The following is a 24,319-nucleotide window of genomic DNA, read 5'->3' on the forward strand; positions in this document are numbered from 1 at the left end:
CCCGTGGCGCATGAGGAGGGGGGGCATCATGCCCGTCATTTCTGATCCTGTTCAGTTCAACGAGGAGGAGCTCTATGTCGACCTTCGGGCCGCACTGGGGCTGCCTCTGTACCTGAAGTGCGAGGGGTTCAACTTCGCCGGGTCCATCAAGCTCAAGGCGGCGACGGAGATGGTCGACGCGGCCGAGCGCGAGGGGCGGCTGCGACCGGGCGCGGTCCTGGTGGAGTCCTCGTCGGGGAACCTGGGGGTGGCGCTCAGCGTGATCGCGGCGAGCCGGGGCTACCGGTTTCTGTGCGTGACCGACGCGCGCTGCAACAAGCCGACGATCCGGCTGATGGAGTCGCTCGGCACCCAGGTGCACGTCATCGACGAGCCCGACACGCTCAGCGGGTTCCTGGGGGCGCGGATGGCGTACGTCAACGCCTTGTGCGCCTCCGACGACCGGTACGTGTGGCTCAACCAGTACCAGAACCAGGGCAATTGGCGGGCGCACTTCCGTACGACCGCGCCGGAGATCGCCCGCCGCTTCCCGGACCTGGACGTCCTGTTCGTCGGGGCCGGCACGACCGGCACCCTGATGGGCTGCGCCCGCTGGTTCTGGCAGCGGAGGCGCCGGGTGCGCATCGTCGCGATCGACACCGTCGGCTCGGTGAGCTTCGGCGGGGTGGCCGGGCGGCGCATGGTCCCGGGGCTCGGCATGAGCGTGCCCCCGGCCCTGCTCGACGAGTCCTACGTGGACGACCTGGTCCGCGTCGAGGAGAGCGACGCCATCCTCGCCTGCCGCCGCCTGGCCGCCCGCGGCTTCATGTTCGGCGGCTCCACGGGCACCGTCATCAGCGGCGCCGGCCAATGGCTCGCCGAACACGCCCACCAGGCCCTGACCGCAGTAGCCATCGCCCCAGACCTCGGCGAACGCTACCTGGACACGGTGTACCGAGAGGGCTGGCCGGCGGACGCGATGGAACCGGAGCCGGCTATGGCTAGGTTGGCTTGATCGGGCGGCGGCCGGCGTACGCCGTTGACCGAGTCGACCGCCGGGCGCACGCGGTTGGCCGGGCCGGGCTGGCGTGACGGGTTGGTCCGGCGCCGGGGCGTGGGTGTCCGGTCGGGGTCGGGCGTGCGTGTCCGCCCGCCCCCGGCGCCCGGGGACACTTGCAGGCGGGGGCTATAGCCAACGCGGCAGTCCCGGGGCGCCACCCCCGGGCCCGGGCACACATGCTCGTCCAGCAGCTGGCACCCGTGGTCAGCCGGGTCCGGCGTCCCGGGGCACCGCCCGTCCGGCGCCGTAGCGGGAGTCCCAGGCGCAGGCCCCCCGGACCGGGCTGCTGGGGGCGCCCGTGTCCTCGGTGGGGCTGAGGCGCGGGCCCTCGTGGGCGGACGGAACCAGGGCCGCGGTCGGGGCGGCGCCCGTCGGTCCATGTCCCCGGTGTGACGGCAGCCCCGTCCGGGGTACCTTCGCCGCATGGCGCGTCGTACTCACATCGTGAGCAATCAGCCCCCGCCCCTGGTCGGGTACGACGTTTTCGGGGCCGATCGGGTGTTGGGGGAGGCTGTTGAGCGGCATGTGGATGGCGGGCTGCTCGATGAGGTTCGTGGTGAGTTGGGCGCGCTCGGGGAGGCTTCGGGGTCGGCGCAGTTGCAGGAGTGGGCTGTGCAGGCGAACGAGAATGCGCCCCGGCTGCGTACGCATGACCGGCACGGGCGGCGGATCGACGAGGTCGACTTTCATCCCGCCTGGCACCGGCTGCTCGGCAAGGGTGTCTCGGCGGGCCTGACCGCGGCCTGGAACCGGCCCGGCGGTCATGTCCGCCGGGCCGCAGCGTTCGTGGTGTGGACGCAGGTCGACGCCGGGAACCTCTGCCCCCTGTCGATGACCCACGCCGCCGTACCCGCCCTGCGTACGGACCCGGAACTCGCCGCCGAGTGGGAGCCGCGACTGACGTCCGTGATCTACGACCGCGAGCTGCGCCCCGCCCCCCTCAAGCCCGGCGCCCTGTTCGGGATGGGCATGACGGAGAAGCAGGGCGGCAGCGACGTACGGGCCAACGCGACGACCGCACGGCCGCTCGCCGAGGACGGGACGTACGAGCTGACCGGCCACAAGTGGTTCTGCTCCGCCCCGATGTCCGACGGCTTCCTGGTGCTCGCGCAGGCGCCGGGCGGCCTCTCCTGTTTCCTCGTGCCGCGCGTGCTGGAGGACGGCACCCGCAACGTCTTCCTGCTCCAGCGGCTCAAGGACAAGCTCGGCAATCGCTCCAACGCCTCCGCCGAGGTCGAGTTCGACGGCACCTGGGCGCGCCGGGTCGGCGAGGAGGGGCGCGGGGTGCGGACCATCATCGGCATGGTGGCCGCGACCCGCCTCGACTGCGTGCTGGGCTCCGCCGGACTGATGCGGCAGGCGGTGGCGCAGGCCGTGCACCACTGCGGCCACCGGGAGGCGTTCGGCGCGAAACTCACCGACCAGCCGCTGATGCGCAACGTCCTGGCCGACCTGGCGCTGGAGTCCGAGGCGGCGACCACGCTGGCGCTGCGGCTGGCCGCCGCCTGGGACGACGGCGGCGAGCAGGAGCGGGCGCTGCTGCGGATCGCGGTGCCGGCCGCCAAGTACTGGGTGACCAAGCGCTGCCCCTCGGTCGTCGTCGAGGCCGCCGAATGCCTGGGCGGGAACGGGTACGTGGAGGAGTCGGGGCTGCCCCGGCTGGTGCGCGAGTCGCCGCTCAACTCGATCTGGGAGGGCGCCGGCAACGTCCAGGCACTGGATGTGCTGCGTGTGCTGCAGCGGGAGCCGCAGGCCCTGAACGCCTACCTCCAGGAGGTCGGCAAGGCCCGCGGCGCCGACCACCGGCTGGACGCCGCGATCAAGAACCTGCTGACCGAACTGGCCGATCTGGACGGCATCGAGACCCGCGCGCGGCGGCTGACGGAGCGGTTCGCGCTGGTGCTGCAGGGCTCACTGCTCGTCAGGTTCGCGCCACCGCAGGTCGCCGACGCCTTCTGCGGCTCGCGGCTGGGCGGCGACGGCGGCTCCGCGTTCGGCACCCTGCCGCACACCCTGGACCTGGCGTCGATCGTCGAGCGGGCCCGGCCGCCGGTCTGAGCTGTGCGGACGCGTTGCGGGGGTGATGCTGCGCCGACACGGCATCACCCCCGCCCAGCTGGCCCCTTACAAGGCCAAGAACGCCGCTCGGGACGGCGTTGCCCAATATTCAAACAGTCCGGGAGCGCTTCACCAGGGTTGCAAGGGGTTGCAACTTGCTGCTGTCTGTGGCTGGACTGTCTCCGTCAGTCAGCGCCGGACGGCACTATGAGACGGACAGTGCGGACGGCTTCGGGCTCCGTGGCCGAAAGGCGACGGAAACCGGTTGTCCCGAGCCCTTCTTGCGGGAGGACCAGTGGCGCATCCGCCGACGGACGTGACGCAGCTCGCCATGGTGGACACGGCCCAGGCGGCGCGCGTACTGAGCGAGGTCCGCACCGCCCGGCTCTCCGGGCAGCGCACCTCGGTCGCCCCCCGCCCGGTGATCGAGCAGTCCTGGGGGCGCATGCTGCGCAGCGGCATCGACCCCGAGCGCGGCCGCCGCTCCGGGCTGCTGCCCGCCGACGAGGTGCGGCGGCGCAGGGAGACCACGACACTGCGGCACGTCCTGCCGGTGCTGCGCGAGGGGTTGCTGTCGGTCGCGGACGTCGCCCACCACATCATGGTGGTCGCCGACGCGGACGGCCGGGTGCTGTGGCGGGAGGGCAGCCCGTCCGTTCTGCGCAAGGCGGACCACCTCGGTTTTGAGCTCGGCGCGGACTGGCGGGAGGACGTCGTCGGCACGAACGGCATCGGCACCCCCGCGGTGGTGCGCAGACCCGTACAGGTTTTCGCCTCCGAGCACTTCGTGCGTTCGCAGACCTCCTGGACGTGCACCGGCGCGCCGATCACGGATCCGCGGGACGGCCGGCTGCTGGGGATCGTGGACGTCAGCGGGCCGCTGGAAACGATGCATCCGGCGACCCTCGCCTGGGTCGACTCGGTGGCCAAGCTGGCCGAGGCGCGGCTGCGGGAACTGCATCTGGGCTCGCTGGAGCGGCTGCGCGCGGTGGCGGCGCCGGTGCTGGCCCGGGTGGGCGGCCGGGCAGTGGCGGTGGACCGGGACGGCTGGACGGCTGCGGTGACCGGGATGCCGTACACCGCTCGGATCACCCTGCCCAAGTCCCTTTCGGCGGGCCGCCGGCGGCTGCCGCCGCTCGGTCTGTGCGCGGTGGAGCCGCTCGGGGAGGGCTGGCTGCTCCGGGTCTCGGAGGAGCCGCTGCCGCGCGGCGCCACGCACATCCTGCTGGATCTGACGGTGCCGCGCCGCTGTTCGGTGACGGTGTCCGGGAGCGCCGGCTCGTGGACCCACGAACTGAGCCCCCGGCACGCCGAGTTGCTCTACCTGCTCGCGCTGCACCGCAGCGGGTGCAGCGCCGCCGACCTGGCCGAGGAGGTCTTCGGCGACCCGGCCCGCAGGGTGACGGTACGGGCGGAGATGTCCCGAGTGCGCCGCTATCTCGGGGGGTTGCTGGAGCACCGGCCCTACCGTTTCGCGGAGGACGCGGAGGTGGAGCTGCTGCTGCCGGCCGCTCCGGTCGATCTGCTGCCGCAGTCGACGGCACCGGCGGTGCTCAGGGTGCGCGAGCCGTTCGAGGCGCCTTGATCGTGACCGCCCAGTGACCGGGGCGTCCCCCTGAGTCACCCCATGGGCCCATCTTCCGCATAATTGCAGGGTCTTTGTCCCCGGACGGCCCCGACTGCCGTAGCATCCCTCTACGGGCCACCCCACCTGCTCCTTTGGTCAACGCTCGGACCAATAAACGCAGTTGGCCCGCCTCGGGAGGACGTATGACGCAACGTGGCCGACACCGCAGGCAGAAGCGGGGCCGTGCGCTGCGCGCCGCCCTGGCCGGGACCGCCCTCGCGCTCACCGCCGCCGCCACGATGATCAGCGCGTCGCAGGCCACGGTCGGTGACAAGCCGGGGGCCCTGAAGACCCTCGCCTCCTCCGACCGGGCGGCCGCGGGGCTGCGCCTCCAGGAGCGCGAGGTGCCGCAGAGCACGCTCGACCGACTCTCCTCCGCGATGGGCAGGCCCGTGGGTGTGAGCACGGTCCTCGCCGACGCCGACCACTCGCTGCTCGGCGCGGGCGACTGCGCGTCCACCGAGCGCGCGGCGCTGCCCCTCGCTCCGGCGGCCACGCGCGCGTACTGCTGGGACGCCGCCGACACCCGCGGCTGGCGGGCGGGCGCGGTCACCACGTCCGGGGACGCGGACGACGACGGTCACTGGGGCGAGCACCGGGTGATCCTCTCCGGCTGGAGCCGTGACACCGGCCGCTCGGCGAAGCCCGGCTCCGCCCGGCTCGCGGTCGTCGACGCGACCGACCCGGCCAGGCTCACCTACGCCTGGGCGTCGCTCGTCGTCCCGGTCGACGGCGGCCGCAACTACCGCGGGCTGTCCTCCCCCGTCTCGGGCATGGTCTGGTATCAGGGCAAGCTGCTGGTCACCGCCGCCGACGGGCTGTACGTGTACGACATGCACCGCATCCAGCGGACCACCGTGAACAGCGGCGCGGTCGGCCGGGTGAAGGGCGGCTGGGCTGCGCAGGGCTCGCGGTACGTGCTGCCCGCGATCGGCTCGTACCGCCCGACCGGTCATGGCGCGCGACCGGCGGCGATCTCCCTGGACCGCAGCACCGCGCCGGACAGCCTGGTGGCGAGCGAGCGGGTGCGGGCGGACAGTCGAGGAACCACCCTGCTGTGGCGCTACGCCTTCAGCAGCGACCCGGTCCGCGCCGGACTGCTGGCCACCGACGCCGCGGGGCGCGCGGTCCCGGACCGGGCGTACGAGACGAGGACGGACGGCGTCGGCGGTGTGCTGTCGTACCGCTCGCAGTGGTATCTGGCCCGCTCGGACGGTGACCCGGACGGCCACGGCACACTCTGGCGGCAGAACGCCCGCAAGGCGCAGGCCACCCGGTGCGGGTCGGACGAGTCCAACCACTGCTGGACCCCGCGGGCCGGGTCGCTCTCCTACGCCGAGGACAGCGGCGAGGTCTGGTCGCAGTCGGGACCGATGCTCTACGCGCTGCCGCTGGCCTCGATCGACAGATCTCTGGGGTAGATGATTTTCTGGCGGTCATGACCACCATCCCCGTGACCACCTGGTCCCTGGAGCAGACCGACCCCGCCGACCTGCTGCCGGCCGCCGCGCCGGAGGGGGACGTGCGGATCGTCCGCTCCGAGATCCCCTCCCCCGAGTTCAGCCGTTTCCTGTACGCGTCGGTCGGCGGCGACATCCGCTGGATCGACCGGCTGGGCTGGACGTACGCGCGGTGGCAGGAGCAGCTGGACCGGCCGGGCGCGGAGACCTGGGTCGCCTACGACCGGGGCACACCCGCCGGGTACATCGAGCTGGACCCGCAGGACGACGGGGTCGTGGAGATCGCCTACTTCGGGCTGATCCCCGCCTTCCGCGGCCGCCGCATCGGCGGGCACCTGCTCTCCTACGGCACCGCCCGCGCCTGGGACCTCGCCGAACGCTGGCCCGAGCGCCCGCGGACCAAGCGGGTCTGGGTGCACACCTGCAGCCTGGACGGCGAGCACGCCATGGACAATTATCGGCGCCGGGGCTTCACGCTCTTCGACACCAGGGTCGAGGAGCAGCCCGAGGTGCCCGCTCCCGGTCCGTGGGCCGGTGCATACCCGGCCTGACCTGCGCCGACAAGACCGGTCGCAGCCGATGTGATCGAGGACACGCCTGTCCCATAATTCGGGACAAGGATGTCCGCATCGTGGACGAAGCTGGACTGTGTCCAGACTGCCGTGCCACGCTTCCGTCATGTCTGGAACTGGAATTGCCTTGGTGAGTCGGCGGCACGTCGACCTCGGCCGCATGTCCAGCGCCATCTGTCCGGCGAGCTGATCTGCTCCACGGTGGCCTTCGGCCACCGGCGCAGCACGCCCGGCACCTTTTGACTCTCTCCCCCCGCGCAACGACGCGCACGTATGCCCATGCGCCCGCACGCGCAGGTCAGAGCCGCATTCACGCCTGTCCCGAAGGACGTATCAACCATGGCCGCCACCCCGCAGAAGCCTGCCGCCGCGACTCCACGCCGCAAGGTGAGCCGTCACCGCGGTGAGGGCCAGTGGGCCGCGGGGCACTTCACCCCGCTCAACGGCAACGAGCAGACCAAGAAGGACGACGACGGTCTCAATGTGCGGACACGCATTGAGACGATCTACTCCAAGCGCGGCTTCGACTCGATCGACGGCGGTGACCTGCGCGGACGGATGCGCTGGTGGGGTCTGTACACCCAGCGCAGGCCCGGCATCGACGGCGGCAAGACCGCGGTGCTGGAGCCGGAGGAGCTGGACGACGAGTACTTCATGATGCGCGTGCGCATCGACGGCGGAGCGCTGACCACCCAGCAGTTGCGGGTCATCGGGGAGATCTCGCAGGAGTTCGCGCGCGGCACCGCGGACATCACCGACCGGCAGAACGTCCAGTACCACTGGATCCGCATCGAGGACGTCCCGACGATCTGGGAGCGTCTGGAGGGCGTGGGCCTGTCGACGGTCACCGCCTGCGGCGACACCCCGCGTGTGATGATCGGCTCCCCGGTCGCGGGCATCGCCGAGGACGAGATCATCGACCCGACGCCGGCGCTGGAGGAGATGAAGCGCCGCGTTCTGAACAACAAGGCCTACTCCAACCTCCCCCGGAAGTTCAAGACGGCCATCTCGGGGTCGCCGCTGCTGGACGTGGTGCACGAGATCAACGACGTCTCCTTCGTCGGCGTACGCCACCCCGAGCACGGCCCCGGCTTCGACCTGTGGGTCGGCGGCGGCCTGTCCACCAACCCCAAGCTGGGCGTGCGGCTCGGCGCCTGGGTGCCGATCGACGAGGTCCCCGACGTCTACGAGGGCGTCATCTCGATCTTCCGCGACTACGGCTACCGCCGGCTGCGCACCCGCGCCCGGCTGAAGTTCCTGGTCGCCGACTGGGGCGCGGAGAAGTTCCGGCAGGTACTGGAGGACGAGTACCTGGGCGGACGCAAGCTGATCGACGGACCCGCCCCCGAGCAGCCGGTCCAGCAGTGGCGCGACCACATCGGCGTGCACCGGCAGCAGGACGGCCGGTTCTACGTCGGCTTCGCCCCGCGCGTGGGACGCGTCGACGGCGCCACGCTCACCAAGATCGCCGAGCTGGCGGAGGCGCACGGCTCGGGCCGGGTGCGCACCACCGTCGAGCAGAAGATGATCGTCCTCGACGTCGAGCAGGACCGCGTCGACTCGCTCGTGGAAGGGCTGGAGGCGCTGGACCTCACCGCCCGGCCGTCCACCTTCCGGCGCGGCACCATGGCCTGCACCGGCATCGAGTTCTGCAAGCTCGCCATCGTCGAGACCAAGCAGCGCGGCTCGCAGCTGATCGACGAACTGGAGCGCCGCCTGCCGGACTTCGACGAGCCGCTGACCATCAACCTCAACGGCTGCCCGAACGCCTGCGCCCGTATCCAGGTCGCGGACATCGGTCTCAAGGGCCAGTTGATGCTCGACGACCGGGGCGAGCAGGTCGAGGGCTACCAGGTGCACCTCGGCGGCGCGCTCGGCCTGGAGGCCGGGTTCGGCCGCAAGGTGCGTGGTCTGAAGGTCACTTCGCAGGAGCTGCCCGACTACATCGAGCGGGTCCTCAAGCGGTTCCTGGCCGAGCGCGAGGACGGCGAGCGGTTCGCCGCCTGGGCCGCGCGCGCCTCCGAGGAGGCCCTGTCATGAGCGAGCGCGCCGCCCCCTTCTACTGCCCCTACTGCGGCGACGAGGACCTGCGCCCGCACGAGGAGAGCCACGGCGCATGGGAATGCGCGGCGTGCAACCGGGCCTTTCAGCTGAAGTTCCTCGGGCTGCTCGCCCGGGGCCTTCAGCACTCCGACGCAGGGGGAGACACGACATGACCGCGGTGACGGAAGAGCAGACGACACAGGACCTGAAGGCGCTCGCCGAGCAGGCGGGCCGCGACTTGGAGGACGCCTCCGCGCTGGAGATCCTCCAATGGGCGGCCGACACCTTCGGCAAGCGCTTCTGCGTGACCTCGTCCATGGAGGACGCGGTGGTCGCCCACCTCGCCTCCCGGGCCATGCCCGGTGTGGACGTGGTGTTCCTCGACACCGGCTACCACTTCCCGGAGACCATCGGCACCCGCGACGCCGTCGAGGCCGTGATGGACGTCAACGTCATCACGCTGACCCCGCGTCAAACGGTCGCCGAGCAGGACGCCGAGTACGGGCCGAAGCTGCACGACCGCGACCCCGACCTGTGCTGCAGGCTGCGCAAGGTCCAGCCGCTGGAGCAGGGCCTGACCAATTACGTGGCCTGGGCGACCGGACTGCGCCGCGACGAGTCCCCGACCCGGGCCAACACCCCGGTCGTCGGCTGGGACGAGAAGCGGCAGAAGGTCAAGATCTCGCCGATCGCCCGCTGGACCCAGGACGACGTCGACGCCTACGTCGCCGAGCACGGCGTGCTGACCAACCCGCTGCTGATGGACGGTTACCCGTCCGTCGGCTGCGCCCCCTGCACCCGCCGGGTCCTGGAGGGCGAGGACGCGCGGGCCGGCCGCTGGGCCGGGCGGGCCAAGACCGAGTGCGGGCTGCACGGATGACGGCCGCCCCCGGTCCTCACACGACGCCCACAGGTCCGGCTGGTACTGCTGTGACCGAAGCGACCCCTGCGACTTTGGAGAACCACGTGACGAGCGGAGCCACCGTCTGGCTCACGGGTCTGCCGAGCGCCGGCAAGACCACCATCGCGTACGAGCTGGCAGGCCGGCTGAGCGAGGAGGGCCACCGCGTCGAGGTGCTCGACGGCGACGAGATCCGCGAGTTCATCTCGGCGGGCCTCGGCTTCTCCCGCGAGGACCGGCACACCAATGTGCAGCGCATCGGCTTCCTCGCCGAACTGCTCGCCCGCAACGGCGTCAAGGCGCTCGTCCCGGTGATCGCGCCCTACGCCGACAGCCGCGAGGCGGTCCGCAAGCGCCATCAGGACAGCGGGGCGCCGTATCTGGAGGTGCACGTCGCCACCCCGGTCGACGTGTGCTCCGTACGTGATGTGAAGGGTCTGTACGCCAAGCAGGCGGCGGGCGAACTCACCGGGCTGACCGGGGTCGACGACCCCTACGAGGCCCCCGACTCGCCCGACCTGCGGATCGAGTCGCAGCACCAGACCGTCCAGGAGTCCGCGGCCGCGGTTCACGCGCTGCTCACCGAAAGGGGACTGGCATGACGACCGTCGCCACAGCCGAGGAGGGCACGGACGCCCCGTACGCCCTCTCGCACCTGGACGCTCTGGAGTCCGAGGCGGTGCACATCTTCCGCGAGGTGGCGGGCGAGTTCGAACGGCCGGTGATCCTCTTCTCCGGCGGCAAGGACTCCATCCTCATGCTCCACCTGGCGCTGAAGGCCTTCGCCCCGGCGCCGGTCCCCTTCTCGCTGCTGCACGTGGACACCGGGCACAACTTCCCCGAGGTCCTCGCCTACCGCGACCGCGTGGTGGAGCAGCACGGACTGCGCCTGCATGTCGCCTCCGTGCAGGACTACATCGACCGCGGCGTCCTCAAGGAGCGCGCGGACGGCACCCGCAACCCGCTGCAGACGCTGCCGCTGACGGAGAAGATCCAGGCGGAGAAGTTCGACGCGGTCTTCGGCGGCGGGCGGCGCGACGAGGAGAAGGCCCGCGCCAAGGAGCGGGTGTTCTCGCTGCGGGACGAGTTCTCGCAGTGGGACCCGCGCCGCCAGCGGCCCGAGCTGTGGAACCTGTACAACGGCCGGCACGCCCCCGGCGAGCACGTCCGGGTCTTCCCGCTGTCCAACTGGACCGAGCTGGACGTCTGGCAGTACATCGCCCGCGAGAACATCGACCTGCCGCAGATCTACTTCGCGCACGAGCGCGAGGTGTTCAACCGCGGCGGGATGTGGCTGACGGCCGGCGAGTGGGGCGGGCCGAAGGACGGCGAGAGCGTGGAGAAGCGGCAGGTGCGCTACCGCACCGTCGGCGACATGTCCTGCACCGGCGCCGTCGACTCCGACGCCGACACCATCGACAAGGTGATCGTCGAGATCGCCGCCTCCCGGCTCACCGAGCGGGGCGCGACGCGCGCCGACGACAAGCTCTCCGAGGCCGCGATGGAAGACCGCAAGCGCGAGGGGTACTTCTAAGCATGAGCACGATCACGACCGAGGAGCTCTCGGCCACCACGCTGCTGCGGTTCGCCACCGCCGGCTCCGTCGACGACGGCAAGTCGACGCTCGTCGGCAGGCTGCTGCACGACTCCAAGTCGGTCCTCACCGACCAGCTGGAGGCCGTCGAGCACGCCTCCCGCAACCGCGGCCAGGAGGCCCCCGACCTCGCCCTGCTCACCGACGGCCTGCGCGCCGAGCGCGAACAGGGCATCACCATCGACGTGGCGTACCGCTACTTCGCCACGCCCAGGCGCCGGTTCATCCTCGCCGACACCCCCGGCCATGTGCAGTACACCCGCAACATGGTCACCGGCGCCTCCACCGCCGAACTGACGATCATCCTCGTCGACGCCCGCAACGGCGTCGTCGAACAGACCCGCAGGCACGCCGCGATCGCCGCCCTGCTGCGGGTGCCGCACGTGGTCCTGGCCGTCAACAAGATGGACCTGGTCGACTACAAGGAGCCCGTCTTCGCCGCGATCGCCGAGGAGTTCACGGCGTACGCGCTCGAACTGGGCGTCCCCGAGGTCACCGCCATCCCGATCTCCGCGCTCGTCGGCGACAACGTGGTGGAGCCGTCGGCCACCATGGACTGGTACGGCGGCCCGACCGTCCTGGAGCACCTGGAGACGGTCCCGGTCAGCCACGACCTGAGCCACTGCCACGCGCGGCTGCCCGTGCAGTACGTGATCCGGCCGCGGACCGCCGAGCACCCGGACTACCGGGGCTACGCCGGGCAGATCGCCGCCGGTTCGTTCCACGTCGGCGAGCCGGTCACGGTGCTGCCGTCCGGCCGTGCGTCGCGGATCTCCGGCATCGACCTGCTGGGCGAGCCGGTCGACGTCGCCTGGACCACCCAGTCGGTGACCCTCCTGCTGGAGGACGACATCGACATCTCGCGCGGCGACCTGATCGTGCCCAGCAAGGACGCCCCGGCGACCACGCAGGACATCGAGGCGACCGTCTGCCATGTCGCCGACGCGGCGCTGACCGTCGGCCACCGGGTGCTGCTCAAGCACGGCACCCGCACCGTGAAGGCGATCGTCAAGGACATCCCGTCCCGGCTCACGCTGTCCGACCTGTCCCTGCACCCGCACCCGGGGCAGCTCGTCGCCAACGACATCGGCCGGGTGAAGATCCGTACCGCCGAGCCGCTGCCGGTGGACTCCTACTCCGACTCGCGCCGCACCGGTTCCTTCATCCTCATCGATCCCAGCGACGGCACCACGCTGACCGCGGGCATGGTCGGTGAGTCGTTCGCCTCGCCCGAGCCCGTCAAGGACGACCCGGACGACGACGGTTGGGACTTCTGACATGAACCCCACCGACTACTACTCCACGTTCGCGAAGGAGGGCGGCCGCGTCGGCAGCGGCGACCTCGGCAGCGGGCAGGGCGGAGTGACGCGATGTGTGCGCTGACGTACGCGCACTGCTTGCGCGCCCTCACCCCCCACCGCCGTAGACGCAAACCTGCCGACCTCCCGGCCACGACCTGAAAGACCGTGACCGCCGGGCCAACGAGAGGAAAGCCTCCCGTGCCTGCCAACCGCTCGCGCAGCAAGTTCCTTCGCCGCGGCACAGCCGTGCTCGCAGCGCTTCCGCTTCTCGCCCTCGCCGCTTGCGGTTACGGGTCCCATTCCGACGACACCGACACCGCGAAGGTGGCCGCCGGGTCCAAGAAGATCGACGGGCTGGACTCCGTCAAGATCGGCTACTTCGGCAACCTCACCCACGCGACCGCGCTGGTCGGCCGTGAGCAGGACCTGTTCCAGAAGGAACTGGGCGCCACCAAGGCCGACTACGCGATCTTCAACGCCGGCCCCTCCGAGATCGAGGCCCTCAACTCGGGCTCCATCGACATCGGTTGGCTCGGCCCCTCCCCGGCGATCAACGGGTACACCAAGTCCAACGGCAAGAGCCTGAAGATCATCGGCGGTTCGGCCTCCGGCGGCGTCAAGCTCGTCGTGAACCCGAAGAAGATCAAGTCCCTGAAGGACGTCAAGGGCAAGAAGATAGCGACGCCCCAGCTGGGCAACACGCAGGACGTCGCGTTCCTCAACTGGGTCGCGGAACAGGGCTGGAAGGTCGACGCGCAGAGCGGCAAGGGCGATGTGACGGTCGTCCGCACCGACAACAAGATCACCCCGGACGCCTTCAAGGCCGGTTCCATCGACGGCGCCTGGGTGCCGGAGCCGACCGCGTCGAAGCTGGTCGCCGAGGGCGGCAGGACCATCCTCGACGAGTCCACGCTGTGGCCCGACAAGAAGTTCGTGATCACGAACATCATCGTCCGGCAGGCTTTCCTGAAGGAGCACCCGAAGGCCGTCGAGGCGGTCCTGAAGGCCTCCGTCGAGGCCAACAAGTGGATCAACGCCAACTCGGACAAGGCGAAGACGGCGGCGAACAAGCAGCTGGGGATCGACTCAGGCAAGGAGCTGCCGGCGAACGTCCTGGACCCGGCGTGGAAGTCCATCCGGTTCACCGACGACCCGCTGGCCGCCACCCTCAACACCGAGGCGGCGCACGCGGTCAAGGCCGGTCTGCTGCAGAAGCCGAACCTCAAGGGCATCTACGACCTCACCGTCCTCAACAAGATCCTCAAGGCCGCGGGCGAGGACCCCGTCGACGCCGCCGGTCTCGGCACCAGCTGACGCACGTCCCGACGAGTTCCCAGGAGGTGACGACCATGGCCACGACCACGACGCTCGCCAAGGCCGACGAGACGGTCGAGTACGCGGCACGCCTCGACCACGTGTCGAAGTCCTTCGCGACGCCCCGCGGGCAGCAGCTCGTCCTGGACGACATCAGCATCGATGTCGCGCCGGGCGAGTTCGTCACCCTTCTGGGGGCCTCGGGCTGCGGCAAGTCCACGCTGCTGAACCTGGTGGCGGGGCTCGACCGGCCCACCGCGGGCTCCATCGCGACCGACGGGCGCCCGGCCCTGATGTTCCAGGAGCACGCCCTGTTCCCGTGGCTGACCGCGGGCAAGAACATCGAACTCGCCCTGAAACTCCGGGGCGTGGCCAAGCAGGACCGGCGCGCGAAGGCCGAGTCGCTGCTGGAACTGGTCCGGCTGAAGGGCGCGTACGGCAAGCGCGTCCACGAGCTGTCGGGCGGTATGCGCCAGCGCGCGGCACTGGCCCGCGCGCTCGCGCAGGAGAGCAATCTGCTGCTGATGGACGAGCCGTTCTCGGCCCTGGACGCCATCACCCGGGACGTGCTCCACGACGAACTGACCCGCATCTGGCAGGAGACCGGGGTCTCCGTCCTGTTCGTCACGCACAACGTGCGCGAGGCGGTCCGGCTCGCCCAGCGGGTGATCCTGCTGTCCTCCCGTCCGGGCCGCATCGCCCGCGAGTGGACGGTCGGCATCCCGCAGCCGCGCCGTATCGAGGACGCGCCGGTCGCCGAACTGTCCCTTGAGATCACCGATGTACTGCGTGGGGAGATCCGCCGTCATGGCCAGCACTGAGACCACACCGGTCCAGGACTCCGGGAGTGTCGAGGCCGGCCTGGACGCGCTGGAGACCTCGGCCACCGGCCGTCCGACCCTGCGGCAGACCCTCGTCGGCAAGATCCTGCCGCCGATCGTCGCGATCGCGGTGGTCCTCGTGATCTGGACGCTGCTCTACCCGGTCGTCGACGACCCGACCAAACTGCCCTCGCCGGGAGCGGTGGGCAGCGCCTTCAAGGACGCCTGGCTCAAGGGCGATCTGCTCGGCTACATCTGGACCAGCGTCTCGCGCGGTCTGCTGGGATTCGTTTTCGCCCTGCTCATCGGCACCCCGCTCGGCCTGCTGGTGGCCCGGGTGAAGTTCGTGCGCGCGGCGATCGGCCCGATCCTGTCCGGCCTGCAGTCGCTGCCGTCGGTGGCGTGGGTGCCGCCCGCCGTGATCTGGCTGGGTCTGAACAACTCGATGATGTACGCCGTGATCCTGCTCGGCGCGGTCCCCTCCATCGCCAACGGCCTGGTGTCCGGCGTCGACCAGGTGCCGCCGCTGTTCCTGCGGGCGGGCCGCACGATGGGCGCGACGGGCATCAGGGGCGTCTGGCACGTCACCCTGCCCGCGGCGCTGCCCGGCTATGTGGCGGGTCTTAAGCAGGGCTGGGCCTTCTCCTGGCGCTCGCTGATGGCCGCGGAGATCATCGCGAGCTTCCCCGACCTGGGCGTGGGCCTCGGCCAGCTCCTGGAGAACGCCCGTACCGCCAGCGACATGGCCATGGTGTTCGAGGCCATCCTGCTGATCCTGTTCGTCGGCATCGCCATCGACCTGCTGATCTTCAGTCCGCTGGAGCGGTGGGTGCTGCGCAGCCGTGGCCTGCTGGTGAAGAGCTGATCCCATGCGTCCTGTGAAGCCGGTCCGCCCCGTCCTTGTGGTGATCGCCCACGGCAGCCGCGATCCGCGGCACGCCGCGACCGTGCACGCCCTCGTGCGGCGCGTACGGTCGCTGCGGCCGGGGCTGCGCGTGGAGACCGGCTTCCTGGACTTCAACATCCCTTCCGTGCACGGCGTGTTGGAGTCCCTGGCGGCGGAGGGCGTCCGGGACGTCGTGGCGCTCCCGCTGCTGCTGACGCGCGCCTTCCACGCGAAGTCCGACATCCCGGCGGTCCTGCGGGACGCGCCGCCGCGGCTGCGCATCCGCCAGGCGGACGTGCTCGGTCCGTCGCCGCTGCTGCTGTCCGCCCTCGAACGGCGGCTGTACGAGGCCGGGTTGAGCCCGGCCGACAAGTCCTCGACCGGGGTCGTGCTGGCCTCGGCGGGGTCCTCCGACCCGGAGGCGATCGCAGTGATCGCAGAAATCGCGCGGGAGTGGCGGCACACCGGTTGGTGCGCCGTGCGGCCTGCGTTCGCCTCCGCATCTCTTCCCCGCACCGAGGACGCGGTGCGGGAACTGCGCGCGCTGGGCTGCGCGCGCGTCGCCGTCGCCCCGTACGTGCTGGCGCCCGGCTTCCTGCCGGACCGCATCGCGCGGGGCGCGGCCGGGGCGGACGTACTGGCCGGTGTGCTCGGCCCGGCGCCGGAGGTGGCACGGGTGCTGCTGGAGCGGTACGACGGGGCGCGAGTGGCGGTGCCGGCGGCCTTGGGCGCGTAGCGGTCGGCCAGTCAGTTCCGTTCCCTTCACTTCAGTTCCAGTTCAGTCGAACCGCAGCGACCCCGTGCGGGTGCGCTTCAGTTCGAAGAGATCCGGGTCCGTCGCCAACACCCGGAAGCTGTCGAAGAGTTCGGCCGCGCGGGCGCCCCGGGGGATCGCCCGCAGCACCGGTCCGAACCACACGGTTCCGTCCACGTGCAGGGTGGGTGTGCCCACGTAGCCGCCCGAGTCGGGCTCGACGCCCGCCTCGTGGCTGCGGCGTACGGCGTCGTCGTACGCCGGGTCGTGCGCGGCGGCGGCGAGGTCGGCGGGCAGGCCCAGTTCGGCCAGGGAGTCGGCCACCACCGCGTCGAAGTCCTCGGCCTTCTGCTCGTGGATACGGGTGCCGAACGCGGTGTACAGATCGCGCAGGACCTTCTCCCCGTGCCGTTCGGCTGCGGCCACGGCGACCCGCACCGGGCCGATGGACTTGTCTACCAACTCCCGGTACCAGTCGGGGAGTTCGTTGCCGATGTTGTGCAGGTACAGGCTCATCGCATGGAAGCGGAGGTCGAGCGGGCGTTCGCGCTCGACCTCCAGCAGCCAGCGGGAGGTGATCCAGGCGAAGGGACAGGCGGGGTCGAACCAGAAGTCGACCCGGGTGGGCGAGGTGTTCGTCATGGTGTCGACGTTAACGGGGCAATGGTGCAATGTCCCGGCCCATTCGAGCGTCGTGTCACTGGCCCAATTGTCACCGCCCAATGGCACTGCCCAATTGTCACTGGCCCAATTTCGGATCCCGTCCGCTCGACGCGAGCGCGCGGTCGAAGACGGGTGCGTCGTCCGGCACGGGCACCGGGGCGGCGAAGCCGTCGTACTGGCGGTAGACGTCGCCGTGCTTGTCGACGACGTGCAGGACGAAGGCGGCGGTGTCGTCCGAGACGTGGAACTTCTGGCCGGTGGCGGTGGCGACGTCCCAGCCGTGCACGGCCATCTCCTTGATGACCATCGAGGCGATGTCGAGCGCGGGCATTTTCGCCGTGCCGAAGTCCACGTCGCCCTCCCACACCGCGGGGTCGGCCCAGGCCGCCACCGCGCGGTCGAGCTGCGTCGCGTAGGCGGCGGGCCAATCGGGGTCCGCGGTGAAGTCGCGGGCGGTGAGTTCCTCGGGGAGGTTCTTGCGCAGGGCGCGGTGCTCCAGGCCGTGGGAGGTGTAGAGCACCCAGTGGTTGACCAGGGCGCGGACGTCCCAGTCGGGGCAGTGGGTGGGGTCGCCGAGCCGGTCCGCCGGGACGCCGCGCGCGACACGCGCCGCCTCGGCGGCACACTCGGTCATGTACGGGTGCAGTTGCTTCGGGTCGTCGTACGTCATGCACCCCACGCTAGGAAGGGCCCGCTCAGGACTCTTGAACAAACGCGACAGCCTCGGCCGACTCGACAGCTTCGTCGGCCAGGCGGACGAGCTCGTCGATTCCCATCGAGCCCGGCTCACGGCGCTCGCGCGCGAAGGTGTTCGCCAGGTGCTGGAGCAGGTCGTTGAGCGGGGTCGGCACGCCGTGCAGCCGGCCCAGCAGGGCGATCTCGCCGTTGAGGTAGTCGGCCTCGATGGTGCCGGTGCCGCGGCTGAGCGACTGCCAGGAGGAGCCGCCGCCGCGCGGGGCGCCGTCGAGCGGCACCAGGTCGACCTTGTGGCCGCGCGTTGCCTGCTGCTCTTCTGCGCTCGCGTACGCGATCTTGGCGGCGTCCAGCACGCTCTCGCCCTCGGCGCGCACCCTCTCGTACAGCTCTCCCGCCTTGTCCCCGGCGATCGGCCCGGCGACGGCCTCCAGGGCGTTGCCCAGGTTGGACTGCAGCTTGGCGTACTGCCAGCGGGCCACGTCGGCCACGACCGGTGCCTCGAAGTGCGCCTCGGCCAGGTCGGCGGCGACCCGCCGGGCGGTCTCGTCGGTGCCGTGCGGGTGGCGGCCCAGGTGCAGGATGCCGGTGAGGGGGGTGCCCGCGGCGGAGACGGCACCCGGCTCGACGAAGGTCGCCGGCAGCCACACGCAGACGCCGTACACACGCCGGAAGACGCGCAGGGCGAGGCGCTGGCCCTCCACGCCGTTCTGGGCGCAGAACAGCGGCAGCCGCTCGGCCGCCGTGCCGCCGCCCGCGACCGGCGCGGGCCCCCAGGTCCGCAGCGCGCCCACGGTGTCCTGGGTCTTCACGGCGAGGACGAGTACGTCGTCGGTCCTCAACTCCCCCAGTTCGTCCGGCCCTTCGACGGCCGGCAGCCGGTGGGTGTACTCGCCGTCCGGCACCTTCAGCCGCAGCCCGCCGTCCCGCAGCGCGGCGAGATGCGCGCCCCGCGCGACCAGGACGACCTCGTGGTCCGCGCCCGCGAGACGCCCGCCGATGGCTCCGCCGACGGCCCCTGCTCCGATGATGATGTAGCGCATGTCCCGAGCCTCGCACACCCGTGCGCGGGGCCGATCCCTACCCCGTGCGCGGGGCCGGTCACGGTGCGGTGAGTTCGACCAGCTTCACGACGGTGTTCCAGTTGCGGCTGGTGGCGATCACGCCCTTGTTGATGCGCGGCTTCGCCAGGTACTCGGCGAGCTTGGAGCGGCCGAGCCCGTCAGGGGCGTAGAGGTACAGGGCGCGGTCCCCGAGCCGGAACTCCTCCGGCAGGTATTTCTCCCGGTCGATCTCCGCGAAGCGCGCCTCGTCGACAGGTGCGGAGAAGTAGGTGACGTGCAGCTGCCTGCCCTCCAGCTCGGCCGCCGGGAACGGACAGGCCTCCGCGACCGCCCTGAGGTAGGCGTGGTCGCGGACGATGACGTCGACCGGGAAGCCGTAGTGCTTCTCGATCGCCTCGGAGAGCCGGGCGGCCAGGGACTCCTCGTCGCCGTGCGCGGTGGTGAAGACGGCCTGTCCGCTCTGCAGATGCGTGCGTACGCCCTCATAGCCGAGGCCGGTCATCAGCTGCCGCAGCTCGGCCATCGGCAGCTTCCTGCTGCCGCCCACGTTGATCCCGCGCAGCAGCGCCGCATACGTCGTCGTCATGGCCCCAACCCTAGGACGGCCGTCGTGCCCCGTGGGGGTGGGCACGACGGCCGCGTCCGCGTGAGGCGGACTGCGCGAAACTCTGGCCGAACGACCCGGCCCGTAGCAACACCTACACGCAGCTGTGACTTGTTCAACAAGGTTCTGTAATCACAAAGAGGAGCGATGCCGACGGACCGGACACGCACCGGAGACGGGGCGGAGACGAGCCGAGGACGGGCCGGTCACCCTGATCACTACCTTCGGGTAGCCCGGATAGATGTAAGGGCCCGTGGTCCTCCCCAGCGGTGAGTCCGCCGGGTCCGAGGGGATGAGTTCTCGCCCCGGCACTTCACCGGGGAGCACGACGAGATGCGCTTACGCCGCCCATACCGTCGAAGCGGAAGGTGGCGGCACGGGGCCGTCACCGCGCAAGAGGGGGCAGGCCCGTCATGGGGAACGGAGATTCGCGGGTGCGGGGCATGGCCGCCCGGGCCGGCGGCTGGAGCGCCCGGCACCGCTGGGCCGCCGTCGGTATCTGGGTGCTGTTCGTCGTCCTGGCGATGGGGCTCGGCTCCGCGGCGGGCCGGGTCGACCTCAAGGACAGCGATCAGCTCAAGGGCGAGACGCACACCGCCGCAAAGATCATCGACGACGCGGGGATCAAGGAGCCGGCCGGCGAGACGGTCCTGATCCAGGCGAAGGGCGACGGGCTCAAGGCCACGGACGCCGACTTCAAGGCGGCCGTCGGCGCCGTCGTGAAGGCCGTCGACGCGACCGGCAAGGTCACGGACGTGAAGTCGCCGTACGTCACGCGGACGATCTCCAAGGACGGGCGCAGCGCGCTGGTGCAGTTCGACATGCGCGGCGACGCCGAGAGCGCGGGCGACCGCGTGGCGCCCGTACTGAAGGCCGTCGACGGGGTGCAGAAGGACCACGAGACGCTGCGGATCGAGGAGATCGGCAGCGCGAGCATGCAGAAGACGTTCGACGACGCGTTCGGGGACGACTTCCAGAAGGCCGAGCTCTCCGCGGTGCCGGTGGCCCTCGGCATCCTGCTCATCGCGTTCGGCGCCCTGGTGGCCGCGCTGCTGCCGGTCGCGCTGGCGATCACCGCGATCATGGCGACGATGGGCCTGATGGGCATCGTCAGCCACATCCAGCCGATGACCGACACCGCCAACTCCGTGATGCTGCTGGTCGGTCTGGCCGTGGGCGTCGACTACTGCCTGTTCTATCTGCGCCGCGAGCGCGAGGAGCGGGCCGCGGGCCGGGACGGGCAGACGGCGCTGCGGATCGCCGCCGCCACCAGTGGCCGCGCGATCATCGTCTCGGGCATCACGGTGTGCGTGGCGATGGCGGGCATGCTGTTCACCGGGCTCGCCACGTTCGAGGGGATGGGCCTGGCCTCGCTGATGGTCGTCGCGGTCGCCATGGTCGGCTCCGTGACCGTGCTGCCCGCGCTGCTGTCGCTGCTGGGCGAGCGGGTCGAGAAGGGGAAGGTCCCGTTCCTGGCCAAGGCCATGGAGCGGCGCGCCGCCCGCACGAACGGGGAGAGCCGGTTCTGGACCGCGGTCCTGCGCGGCGTGCTCAAGCGGCCGCTGGTGTCGGTGCTGGTCGCGGCCGGCGCGCTGCTCGCGATCGCGGCCCCGGCGGTCGGCATGAAGACCCAGAACCTCACGCTGGACCAGGAGTTCGGGAACTCGCTGCCGATCGTGCAGACGTACAACCGCGTCAACGACGCCTTCCCGGGCGGCTCCGAGCCGGCCGAGGTGGTCGTCAAGGCGAAGGACATCAACGCCCCCGAGGTGAAGTCCGCGCTCGCCGACTTCAAGGCGCGGGCGATCAGTTCGGGTGCCACCCGCGGCCCGGTCGAGATCAAGCTGCACGACGCGCAGAACGTCGCCTACGTCTACGTCCCGCTCGTCGGCGGCTCCGACCTCGACAAGGCGGGTGCCAGCCTGGACAAGCTGCGCGACGAGGTACGGCCCGCCACGCTGGGCACGGTGGACGGGGTGCAGGCACCGATCACCGGGCAGGTGGCCGGCTCGCACGACTTCAACGACCAGCTCGCCGGAGCCGTGATCCCGGTCTTCGCGTTCGTCGTGGTCTTCGCCTTCGCGCTGATGCTGCTGTCGTTCCGCTCGCTGACGGTCGCGATCACGTCGATCCTGCTCAACCTGCTGTCGGTGGGCGCCGCCTACGGCATCCTCGTCGCCGTCTTCCAGCACGGCTGGGGCGCGTCCCTGGTGGGCGCGGAGGGCGTCGGCGCGATCATCACCTGGCTGCCGCTGTTCCTGTTCGTGATCCTGTTCGGGCTGAGCATGGACTACCACGTGTTCGTGGTCTCGCGGATCCGTGAGGCGCGCATGCGGGGCCGTACGACGCGGGACGCGATCCAGCACGGTGTGGTCACCACGGCCGGTGTCGTCACCAGCGCCGCGATCATCATGGTCGCCGTGTTCGCGATCTTCGGCACGCTGTCGATGCAGTCCATGAAGCAGATGGGCGTGGGCCTCGCGGCCGCGGTGCTGATCGACGCGACGATCATCCGGGGCGTGCTGCTCCCCGCGGTGATGGCGCTGCTCGGCGAGCGCAACTGGTATCTGCCGAAGTGGCTGCACCGACTGCCGGACCTGACGCACGACGAGGCCGCGGAGGCCGTGGTCGCGCCCGCGGCGCGGGACGACGAGGGTGAGCCGCTGCGGGTGTGAACCCACCGAACCCGCCCTGGGTGAGGGCCCGTTGGCTGCCGGGGAGCCAACGGGCCCTTCCTCATGCCTGATGCTTGCGCAGTTCGGCCTCGACGAGGTCGGCCGCCCGCCGCGTGCCCCCCTCCCGGGTCATCTCGGCCCGGATGTCCCGCAGCCTGCGGGCGACTTCGGGATCGTCGACGAGCGCGAGGGCGGCTTCTCGCAGCGTCTCGGCGCTCGCCTCCTCGGTGTCGATACGGCGTGCGACGCCGAGACCCACCAGCATGTCCGCGTTGCCGAACTGGTCCACGGCCTGCGGTACGGCGATCATCGGCGTGGCCGTGCCCAGGCCCTCCTGGCTGCCGCCCGCACCCGCGTGCGTGACGAACAGGTCGGTCTGCCGAAGGATCGCCAACTGCGGTACCCAGGACCGCACTTCGACGTTGTCCGGCAGGTCACCCAGCTCCCCGGGGTCCACATGCGTGCCGACCTGGAGCACCAGGTGCCAGCCCGGCAGCTCGGCGAAGGCCTTCGCGCACTCGCGGTAGAACGCGGGCTGCTTGGTGAAGGCCGACCCGAGCGAGACGAGCACGACCTTCTCGGCACCCTCCGGACGCTGCCAGTCGCCCTCGGCACTGCGGTCGCCCTGACAGGCTCCGACGAACGTGTACACGCTCTCGTCGACCCGGCCGGCGTTCGGCTGCATCGCCCTCGGGATCAGGACGAGCGAGCGGTCGGGCCGGCCGACGAAGGGGTCCGGGTGCAGGGCGATGCCGTTCTCCTCCAGCCAGCCCTGGAAGCGGGCGTAGTACGCCTGTCCGCGCGGGGTGCGCTTCGGCTCCGCCCACATCGGCTCGGCGACCTCCTCCTCGTACCCCTCCCAGGCGACCAGGTTGGGTGACAGCGAGACGGCGGGCACGCCCCAGCGGTGGGCGAGGACGCGGGCCGGGTACGACGTGATGTCGTGCAGCACGAGATCCGGCTCGTCCCCCTCGTACGCCTCGGTCAGCTGCGGCAGCGCCTGGATCGCGTCGTCCAGGAACAGCTCGACGTGGTCGAGGAGTTCGCTGCCCCAGGCCTTCGGGTCGGCGTCGGGTCCGGGCAGGACGGAGTTCCACAGCTTGGGCTCGGCGCCGGTCGCGGCGACCTTCTCGGCGAACGCGGGCGGGATCGCGTACGTGACCCGGTGCCCCCGCGCGACGAGCTCGCGGATCACCTCCAGGCTGGGGTTCACATGCCCGTGGGCGGCGATGGAGAACATCGCGATGTGGGCGGGGCGGGTGGCGGGGGCTCGGCTTGTCATGTGATCGACGCTAGGCGAGACGATACGTCTCGTGCAACCGCAATACTTTCCGTACGTCACCGTCCTACCCGCCCAGTACGTCGTGCAGCCGCAGCCAGCGCTCCGGGGACACCTCTCCGACCAGGACCCCGGGGTCAAGCCCCGCCGCCCGGAACGCGGCGTCGACCCGGCGCCGCGGGTACGCCCGCCGCAGCGAGGCGTGCAGCGAGCCGCCGACGCCTGAGAAGCCGAGTTCGACCAGGTGCCGCCAGCCGGCGTAGGCGTCGCGGTCGAGCAGTGGGGTGGCGCGCCGTTCGATGCGTACGATCCCGGCGTCGACGCGCGGCACGGGCCGGAAGCGGCGTCGGGCGACCCGGCCGACCAGTCGCCACTCGTGGCACGGCCAGCTGAGGACCGTGACCAGGGTCCAGCTGCCGTAGTCGCCGGTGCGTTTGCGGGCGTATTCGAGCTGGGTGAGGAGGGTGGCCTCGGTGAGTGCGGGGGCCCGCAGGCACCAGTCGACGATCGCGCTGGTGCGGTGGAACGGCAGGTTCCCGGCGACGGAGAACGGCGTGTGCGGCGGGTCGGCGTGCAGGAAGTCGCCGCCGATGACGGTGACGTGGGGTGTGTCCGCGAAACGGAGGCGAAGTGCCGGGAGCAGTCGGCGGTCGATCTCGTACGCCCGCAGCTCTCGGCAGCGGGGTGCTAGTCGCTCGGTCAACGCGCCTTTTCCTGCGCCGACTTCGAGCAGGAGGGGGGTCTCGTGTCCGTGCGGGACGGCGAGGCGGGCCAGATGTTCTGCGGCGGCGCGGTCGGCGAGGAAGTTCTGCGAGAGCGTCTGGCGGAGCTGTCGCGGGTGCTTCTGGGGGAGCTTCTGCGAGCGCGCGCGGGAGGTCGGGCGGGGGCGGGCCATGGCCTGCGTCCTTGTCTTCCGTGAGAAGGGAGAGGGCAGCCGAGGCCCTGGCCGGAAGACAGGAAGCGAGCATGCA

General features: G+C 71.1%; 23 protein-coding genes. 17 read left to right on the forward strand and 6 right to left on the reverse strand.

Annotated features, from left to right (window positions below):
• Positions 1–28 precede the first annotated feature (28 nt).
• The 16 genes from sbnA to JYK17_RS11630 all read left to right on the forward strand — a co-directional run bounded on the left by sbnA (position 29) and on the right by JYK17_RS11630 (position 16,352).
• Positions 29–994: a 2,3-diaminopropionate biosynthesis protein SbnA gene (gene sbnA / locus JYK17_RS11555; protein WP_128801601.1), complete on the forward strand. Its 966-nt coding sequence runs from the start codon at positions 29–31 to the stop codon at positions 992–994.
• 468 nt (positions 995–1,462) lie between these two features.
• The gene (locus JYK17_RS11560; RefSeq protein WP_222810300.1) at positions 1,463–3,097 is read left to right on the forward strand and encodes an acyl-CoA dehydrogenase family protein; all 1,635 of its coding nucleotides are present in this window, start codon (positions 1,463–1,465) and stop codon (positions 3,095–3,097) included.
• A gap of 295 nt (positions 3,098–3,392) precedes the next feature.
• The gene (locus JYK17_RS11565; protein ID WP_108006724.1) at positions 3,393–4,682 is read left to right on the forward strand and encodes a GAF domain-containing protein; all 1,290 of its coding nucleotides are present in this window, start codon (positions 3,393–3,395) and stop codon (positions 4,680–4,682) included.
• 185 nt (positions 4,683–4,867) lie between these two features.
• Positions 4,868–6,145: a hypothetical protein gene (locus tag JYK17_RS11570; RefSeq protein WP_222810301.1), complete on the forward strand. Its 1,278-nt coding sequence runs from the start codon at positions 4,868–4,870 to the stop codon at positions 6,143–6,145.
• 17 nt (positions 6,146–6,162) lie between these two features.
• Positions 6,163–6,735 carry a GNAT family N-acetyltransferase gene (locus JYK17_RS11575; RefSeq protein WP_108006728.1) on the forward strand — a complete coding sequence of 191 codons (573 nt, stop codon included), beginning with the start codon at positions 6,163–6,165 and terminating at the stop codon, positions 6,733–6,735.
• Between the two features lie 127 nt (positions 6,736–6,862).
• The gene (locus tag JYK17_RS41155; RefSeq protein ID WP_309486338.1) at positions 6,863–6,946 is read left to right on the forward strand and encodes a putative leader peptide; all 84 of its coding nucleotides are present in this window, start codon (positions 6,863–6,865) and stop codon (positions 6,944–6,946) included.
• Positions 6,947–7,095: 149 nt separating this feature from the next.
• Positions 7,096–8,796, forward strand: a complete 1,701-nt coding sequence (locus tag JYK17_RS11580) for a nitrite/sulfite reductase (protein ID WP_108006730.1) — start codon at positions 7,096–7,098, stop codon at positions 8,794–8,796.
• Positions 8,793–8,972 (forward strand): hypothetical protein, encoded by a 180-nt coding sequence (locus tag JYK17_RS11585; protein WP_108006732.1) that lies wholly within the window; start codon positions 8,793–8,795, stop codon positions 8,970–8,972. The genes JYK17_RS11580 and JYK17_RS11585 overlap by 4 nt, the downstream gene beginning before the upstream one ends.
• Positions 8,969–9,679 carry a phosphoadenylyl-sulfate reductase gene (locus JYK17_RS11590; protein WP_222810302.1) on the forward strand — a complete coding sequence of 237 codons (711 nt, stop codon included), beginning with the start codon at positions 8,969–8,971 and terminating at the stop codon, positions 9,677–9,679. The genes JYK17_RS11585 and JYK17_RS11590 overlap by 4 nt, the downstream gene beginning before the upstream one ends.
• On the forward strand, positions 9,676–10,302 hold the full coding sequence (gene cysC / locus JYK17_RS11595; protein WP_372465076.1) for an adenylyl-sulfate kinase: 627 nt from the start codon (positions 9,676–9,678) through the stop codon (positions 10,300–10,302). The genes JYK17_RS11590 and cysC overlap by 4 nt, the downstream gene beginning before the upstream one ends.
• The gene (gene cysD / locus JYK17_RS11600) at positions 10,299–11,234 is read left to right on the forward strand and encodes a sulfate adenylyltransferase subunit CysD (RefSeq protein ID WP_108006738.1); all 936 of its coding nucleotides are present in this window, start codon (positions 10,299–10,301) and stop codon (positions 11,232–11,234) included. The genes cysC and cysD overlap by 4 nt, the downstream gene beginning before the upstream one ends.
• A gap of 2 nt (positions 11,235–11,236) precedes the next feature.
• Complete coding sequence (locus tag JYK17_RS11605; RefSeq protein WP_108006740.1) at positions 11,237–12,571, forward strand: sulfate adenylyltransferase subunit 1; 1,335 nt, start codon at positions 11,237–11,239, stop codon at positions 12,569–12,571.
• A gap of 222 nt (positions 12,572–12,793) precedes the next feature.
• A complete protein-coding gene (locus tag JYK17_RS11615) occupies positions 12,794–13,909 on the forward strand; it encodes an aliphatic sulfonate ABC transporter substrate-binding protein (protein WP_222810303.1) in 1,116 nt (371 codons plus the stop codon).
• A 35-nt stretch (positions 13,910–13,944) separates the two neighbouring features.
• Entirely contained in the window at positions 13,945–14,730 is a 786-nt protein-coding gene (locus JYK17_RS11620; protein WP_108006746.1) for an ABC transporter ATP-binding protein, read from the forward strand.
• Complete coding sequence (locus JYK17_RS11625) at positions 14,717–15,595, forward strand: ABC transporter permease (RefSeq protein WP_108006747.1); 879 nt, start codon at positions 14,717–14,719, stop codon at positions 15,593–15,595. The genes JYK17_RS11620 and JYK17_RS11625 overlap by 14 nt, the downstream gene beginning before the upstream one ends.
• A 4-nt stretch (positions 15,596–15,599) precedes the next feature.
• Positions 15,600–16,352, forward strand: coding sequence for a sirohydrochlorin chelatase (locus JYK17_RS11630; protein WP_108006749.1), 753 nt, complete (start codon positions 15,600–15,602; stop codon positions 16,350–16,352).
• Between the two features lie 42 nt (positions 16,353–16,394).
• Here the strand turns inward: JYK17_RS11630 and JYK17_RS11635 are convergent, their stop codons facing one another.
• The 4 genes from JYK17_RS11635 to JYK17_RS11650 form a co-directional block, all read right to left on the reverse strand.
• Positions 16,395–17,012, reverse strand: a complete 618-nt coding sequence (locus tag JYK17_RS11635; RefSeq protein WP_128801606.1) for a mycothiol-dependent nitroreductase Rv2466c family protein — start codon at positions 17,010–17,012, stop codon at positions 16,395–16,397.
• Positions 17,013–17,109: 97 nt separating this feature from the next.
• Complete coding sequence (locus tag JYK17_RS11640; RefSeq protein WP_128801607.1) at positions 17,110–17,703, reverse strand: TIGR03086 family metal-binding protein; 594 nt, start codon at positions 17,701–17,703, stop codon at positions 17,110–17,112.
• Between the two features lie 25 nt (positions 17,704–17,728).
• Positions 17,729–18,769, reverse strand: coding sequence for a ketopantoate reductase family protein (locus tag JYK17_RS11645; RefSeq protein ID WP_108006755.1), 1,041 nt, complete (start codon positions 18,767–18,769; stop codon positions 17,729–17,731).
• Positions 18,770–18,827: 58 nt separating this feature from the next.
• A complete protein-coding gene (locus JYK17_RS11650) occupies positions 18,828–19,376 on the reverse strand; it encodes a DUF1697 domain-containing protein (protein ID WP_222810304.1) in 549 nt (182 codons plus the stop codon).
• 431 nt (positions 19,377–19,807) lie between these two features.
• On the opposite strand from JYK17_RS11650, the gene JYK17_RS11655 reads away from it, so the two are divergent.
• The gene (locus JYK17_RS11655) at positions 19,808–22,069 is read left to right on the forward strand and encodes an MMPL family transporter (RefSeq protein WP_222810305.1); all 2,262 of its coding nucleotides are present in this window, start codon (positions 19,808–19,810) and stop codon (positions 22,067–22,069) included.
• A gap of 61 nt (positions 22,070–22,130) precedes the next feature.
• Here the strand turns inward: JYK17_RS11655 and mgt are convergent, their stop codons facing one another.
• Positions 22,131–23,351 carry a macrolide-inactivating glycosyltransferase gene (gene mgt, locus JYK17_RS11660; protein ID WP_222810306.1) on the reverse strand — a complete coding sequence of 407 codons (1,221 nt, stop codon included), beginning with the start codon at positions 23,349–23,351 and terminating at the stop codon, positions 22,131–22,133.
• A gap of 64 nt (positions 23,352–23,415) precedes the next feature.
• Complete coding sequence (erm, locus tag JYK17_RS11665) at positions 23,416–24,243, reverse strand: ErmE/ErmH/ErmO/ErmR family 23S rRNA (adenine(2058)-N(6))-methyltransferase (RefSeq protein WP_222810307.1); 828 nt, start codon at positions 24,241–24,243, stop codon at positions 23,416–23,418.
• Between the last annotated feature and the right edge of the window lie 76 nt (positions 24,244–24,319).

Source organism: Streptomyces plumbidurans, assembly GCF_019857225.1.
GTDB lineage: Bacteria > Actinomycetota > Actinomycetes > Streptomycetales > Streptomycetaceae > Streptomyces > Streptomyces plumbidurans.

Excerpts from the sequence above, each read along its gene's own strand:
- sbnA (WP_128801601.1), top strand. The coding sequence starts at position 29 with ATGCCCGTCATTTCTGATCCTGTTCAGTTCAACGAGGAGGAGCTCTAT.
- JYK17_RS11560 (WP_222810300.1), top strand. The coding sequence starts at position 1,463 with ATGGCGCGTCGTACTCACATCGTGAGCAATCAGCCCCCGCCCCTGGTC.
- JYK17_RS11570 (WP_222810301.1), top strand. The coding sequence starts at position 4,868 with ATGACGCAACGTGGCCGACACCGCAGGCAGAAGCGGGGCCGTGCGCTG.
- JYK17_RS11575 (WP_108006728.1), top strand. The coding sequence starts at position 6,163 with ATGACCACCATCCCCGTGACCACCTGGTCCCTGGAGCAGACCGACCCC.
- JYK17_RS41155 (WP_309486338.1), top strand. The coding sequence starts at position 6,863 with ATGTCTGGAACTGGAATTGCCTTGGTGAGTCGGCGGCACGTCGACCTC.
- JYK17_RS11580 (WP_108006730.1), top strand. The coding sequence starts at position 7,096 with ATGGCCGCCACCCCGCAGAAGCCTGCCGCCGCGACTCCACGCCGCAAG.
- JYK17_RS11585 (WP_108006732.1), top strand. The coding sequence starts at position 8,793 with ATGAGCGAGCGCGCCGCCCCCTTCTACTGCCCCTACTGCGGCGACGAG.
- JYK17_RS11590 (WP_222810302.1), top strand. The coding sequence starts at position 8,969 with ATGACCGCGGTGACGGAAGAGCAGACGACACAGGACCTGAAGGCGCTC.
- cysC (WP_372465076.1), top strand. The coding sequence starts at position 9,676 with ATGACGGCCGCCCCCGGTCCTCACACGACGCCCACAGGTCCGGCTGGT.
- cysD (WP_108006738.1), top strand. The coding sequence starts at position 10,299 with ATGACGACCGTCGCCACAGCCGAGGAGGGCACGGACGCCCCGTACGCC.
- JYK17_RS11605 (WP_108006740.1), top strand. The coding sequence starts at position 11,237 with ATGAGCACGATCACGACCGAGGAGCTCTCGGCCACCACGCTGCTGCGG.
- JYK17_RS11620 (WP_108006746.1), top strand. The coding sequence starts at position 13,945 with ATGGCCACGACCACGACGCTCGCCAAGGCCGACGAGACGGTCGAGTAC.
- JYK17_RS11625 (WP_108006747.1), top strand. The coding sequence starts at position 14,717 with ATGGCCAGCACTGAGACCACACCGGTCCAGGACTCCGGGAGTGTCGAG.
- JYK17_RS11630 (WP_108006749.1), top strand. The coding sequence starts at position 15,600 with ATGCGTCCTGTGAAGCCGGTCCGCCCCGTCCTTGTGGTGATCGCCCAC.
- JYK17_RS11635 (WP_128801606.1), bottom strand. The coding sequence starts at position 17,012 with ATGACGAACACCTCGCCCACCCGGGTCGACTTCTGGTTCGACCCCGCC.
- JYK17_RS11640 (WP_128801607.1), bottom strand. The coding sequence starts at position 17,703 with ATGACGTACGACGACCCGAAGCAACTGCACCCGTACATGACCGAGTGT.
- JYK17_RS11645 (WP_108006755.1), bottom strand. The coding sequence starts at position 18,769 with ATGCGCTACATCATCATCGGAGCAGGGGCCGTCGGCGGAGCCATCGGC.
- JYK17_RS11650 (WP_222810304.1), bottom strand. The coding sequence starts at position 19,376 with ATGACGACGACGTATGCGGCGCTGCTGCGCGGGATCAACGTGGGCGGC.
- JYK17_RS11655 (WP_222810305.1), top strand. The coding sequence starts at position 19,808 with ATGGGGAACGGAGATTCGCGGGTGCGGGGCATGGCCGCCCGGGCCGGC.
- mgt (WP_222810306.1), bottom strand. The coding sequence starts at position 23,351 with ATGACAAGCCGAGCCCCCGCCACCCGCCCCGCCCACATCGCGATGTTC.
- erm (WP_222810307.1), bottom strand. The coding sequence starts at position 24,243 with ATGGCCCGCCCCCGCCCGACCTCCCGCGCGCGCTCGCAGAAGCTCCCC.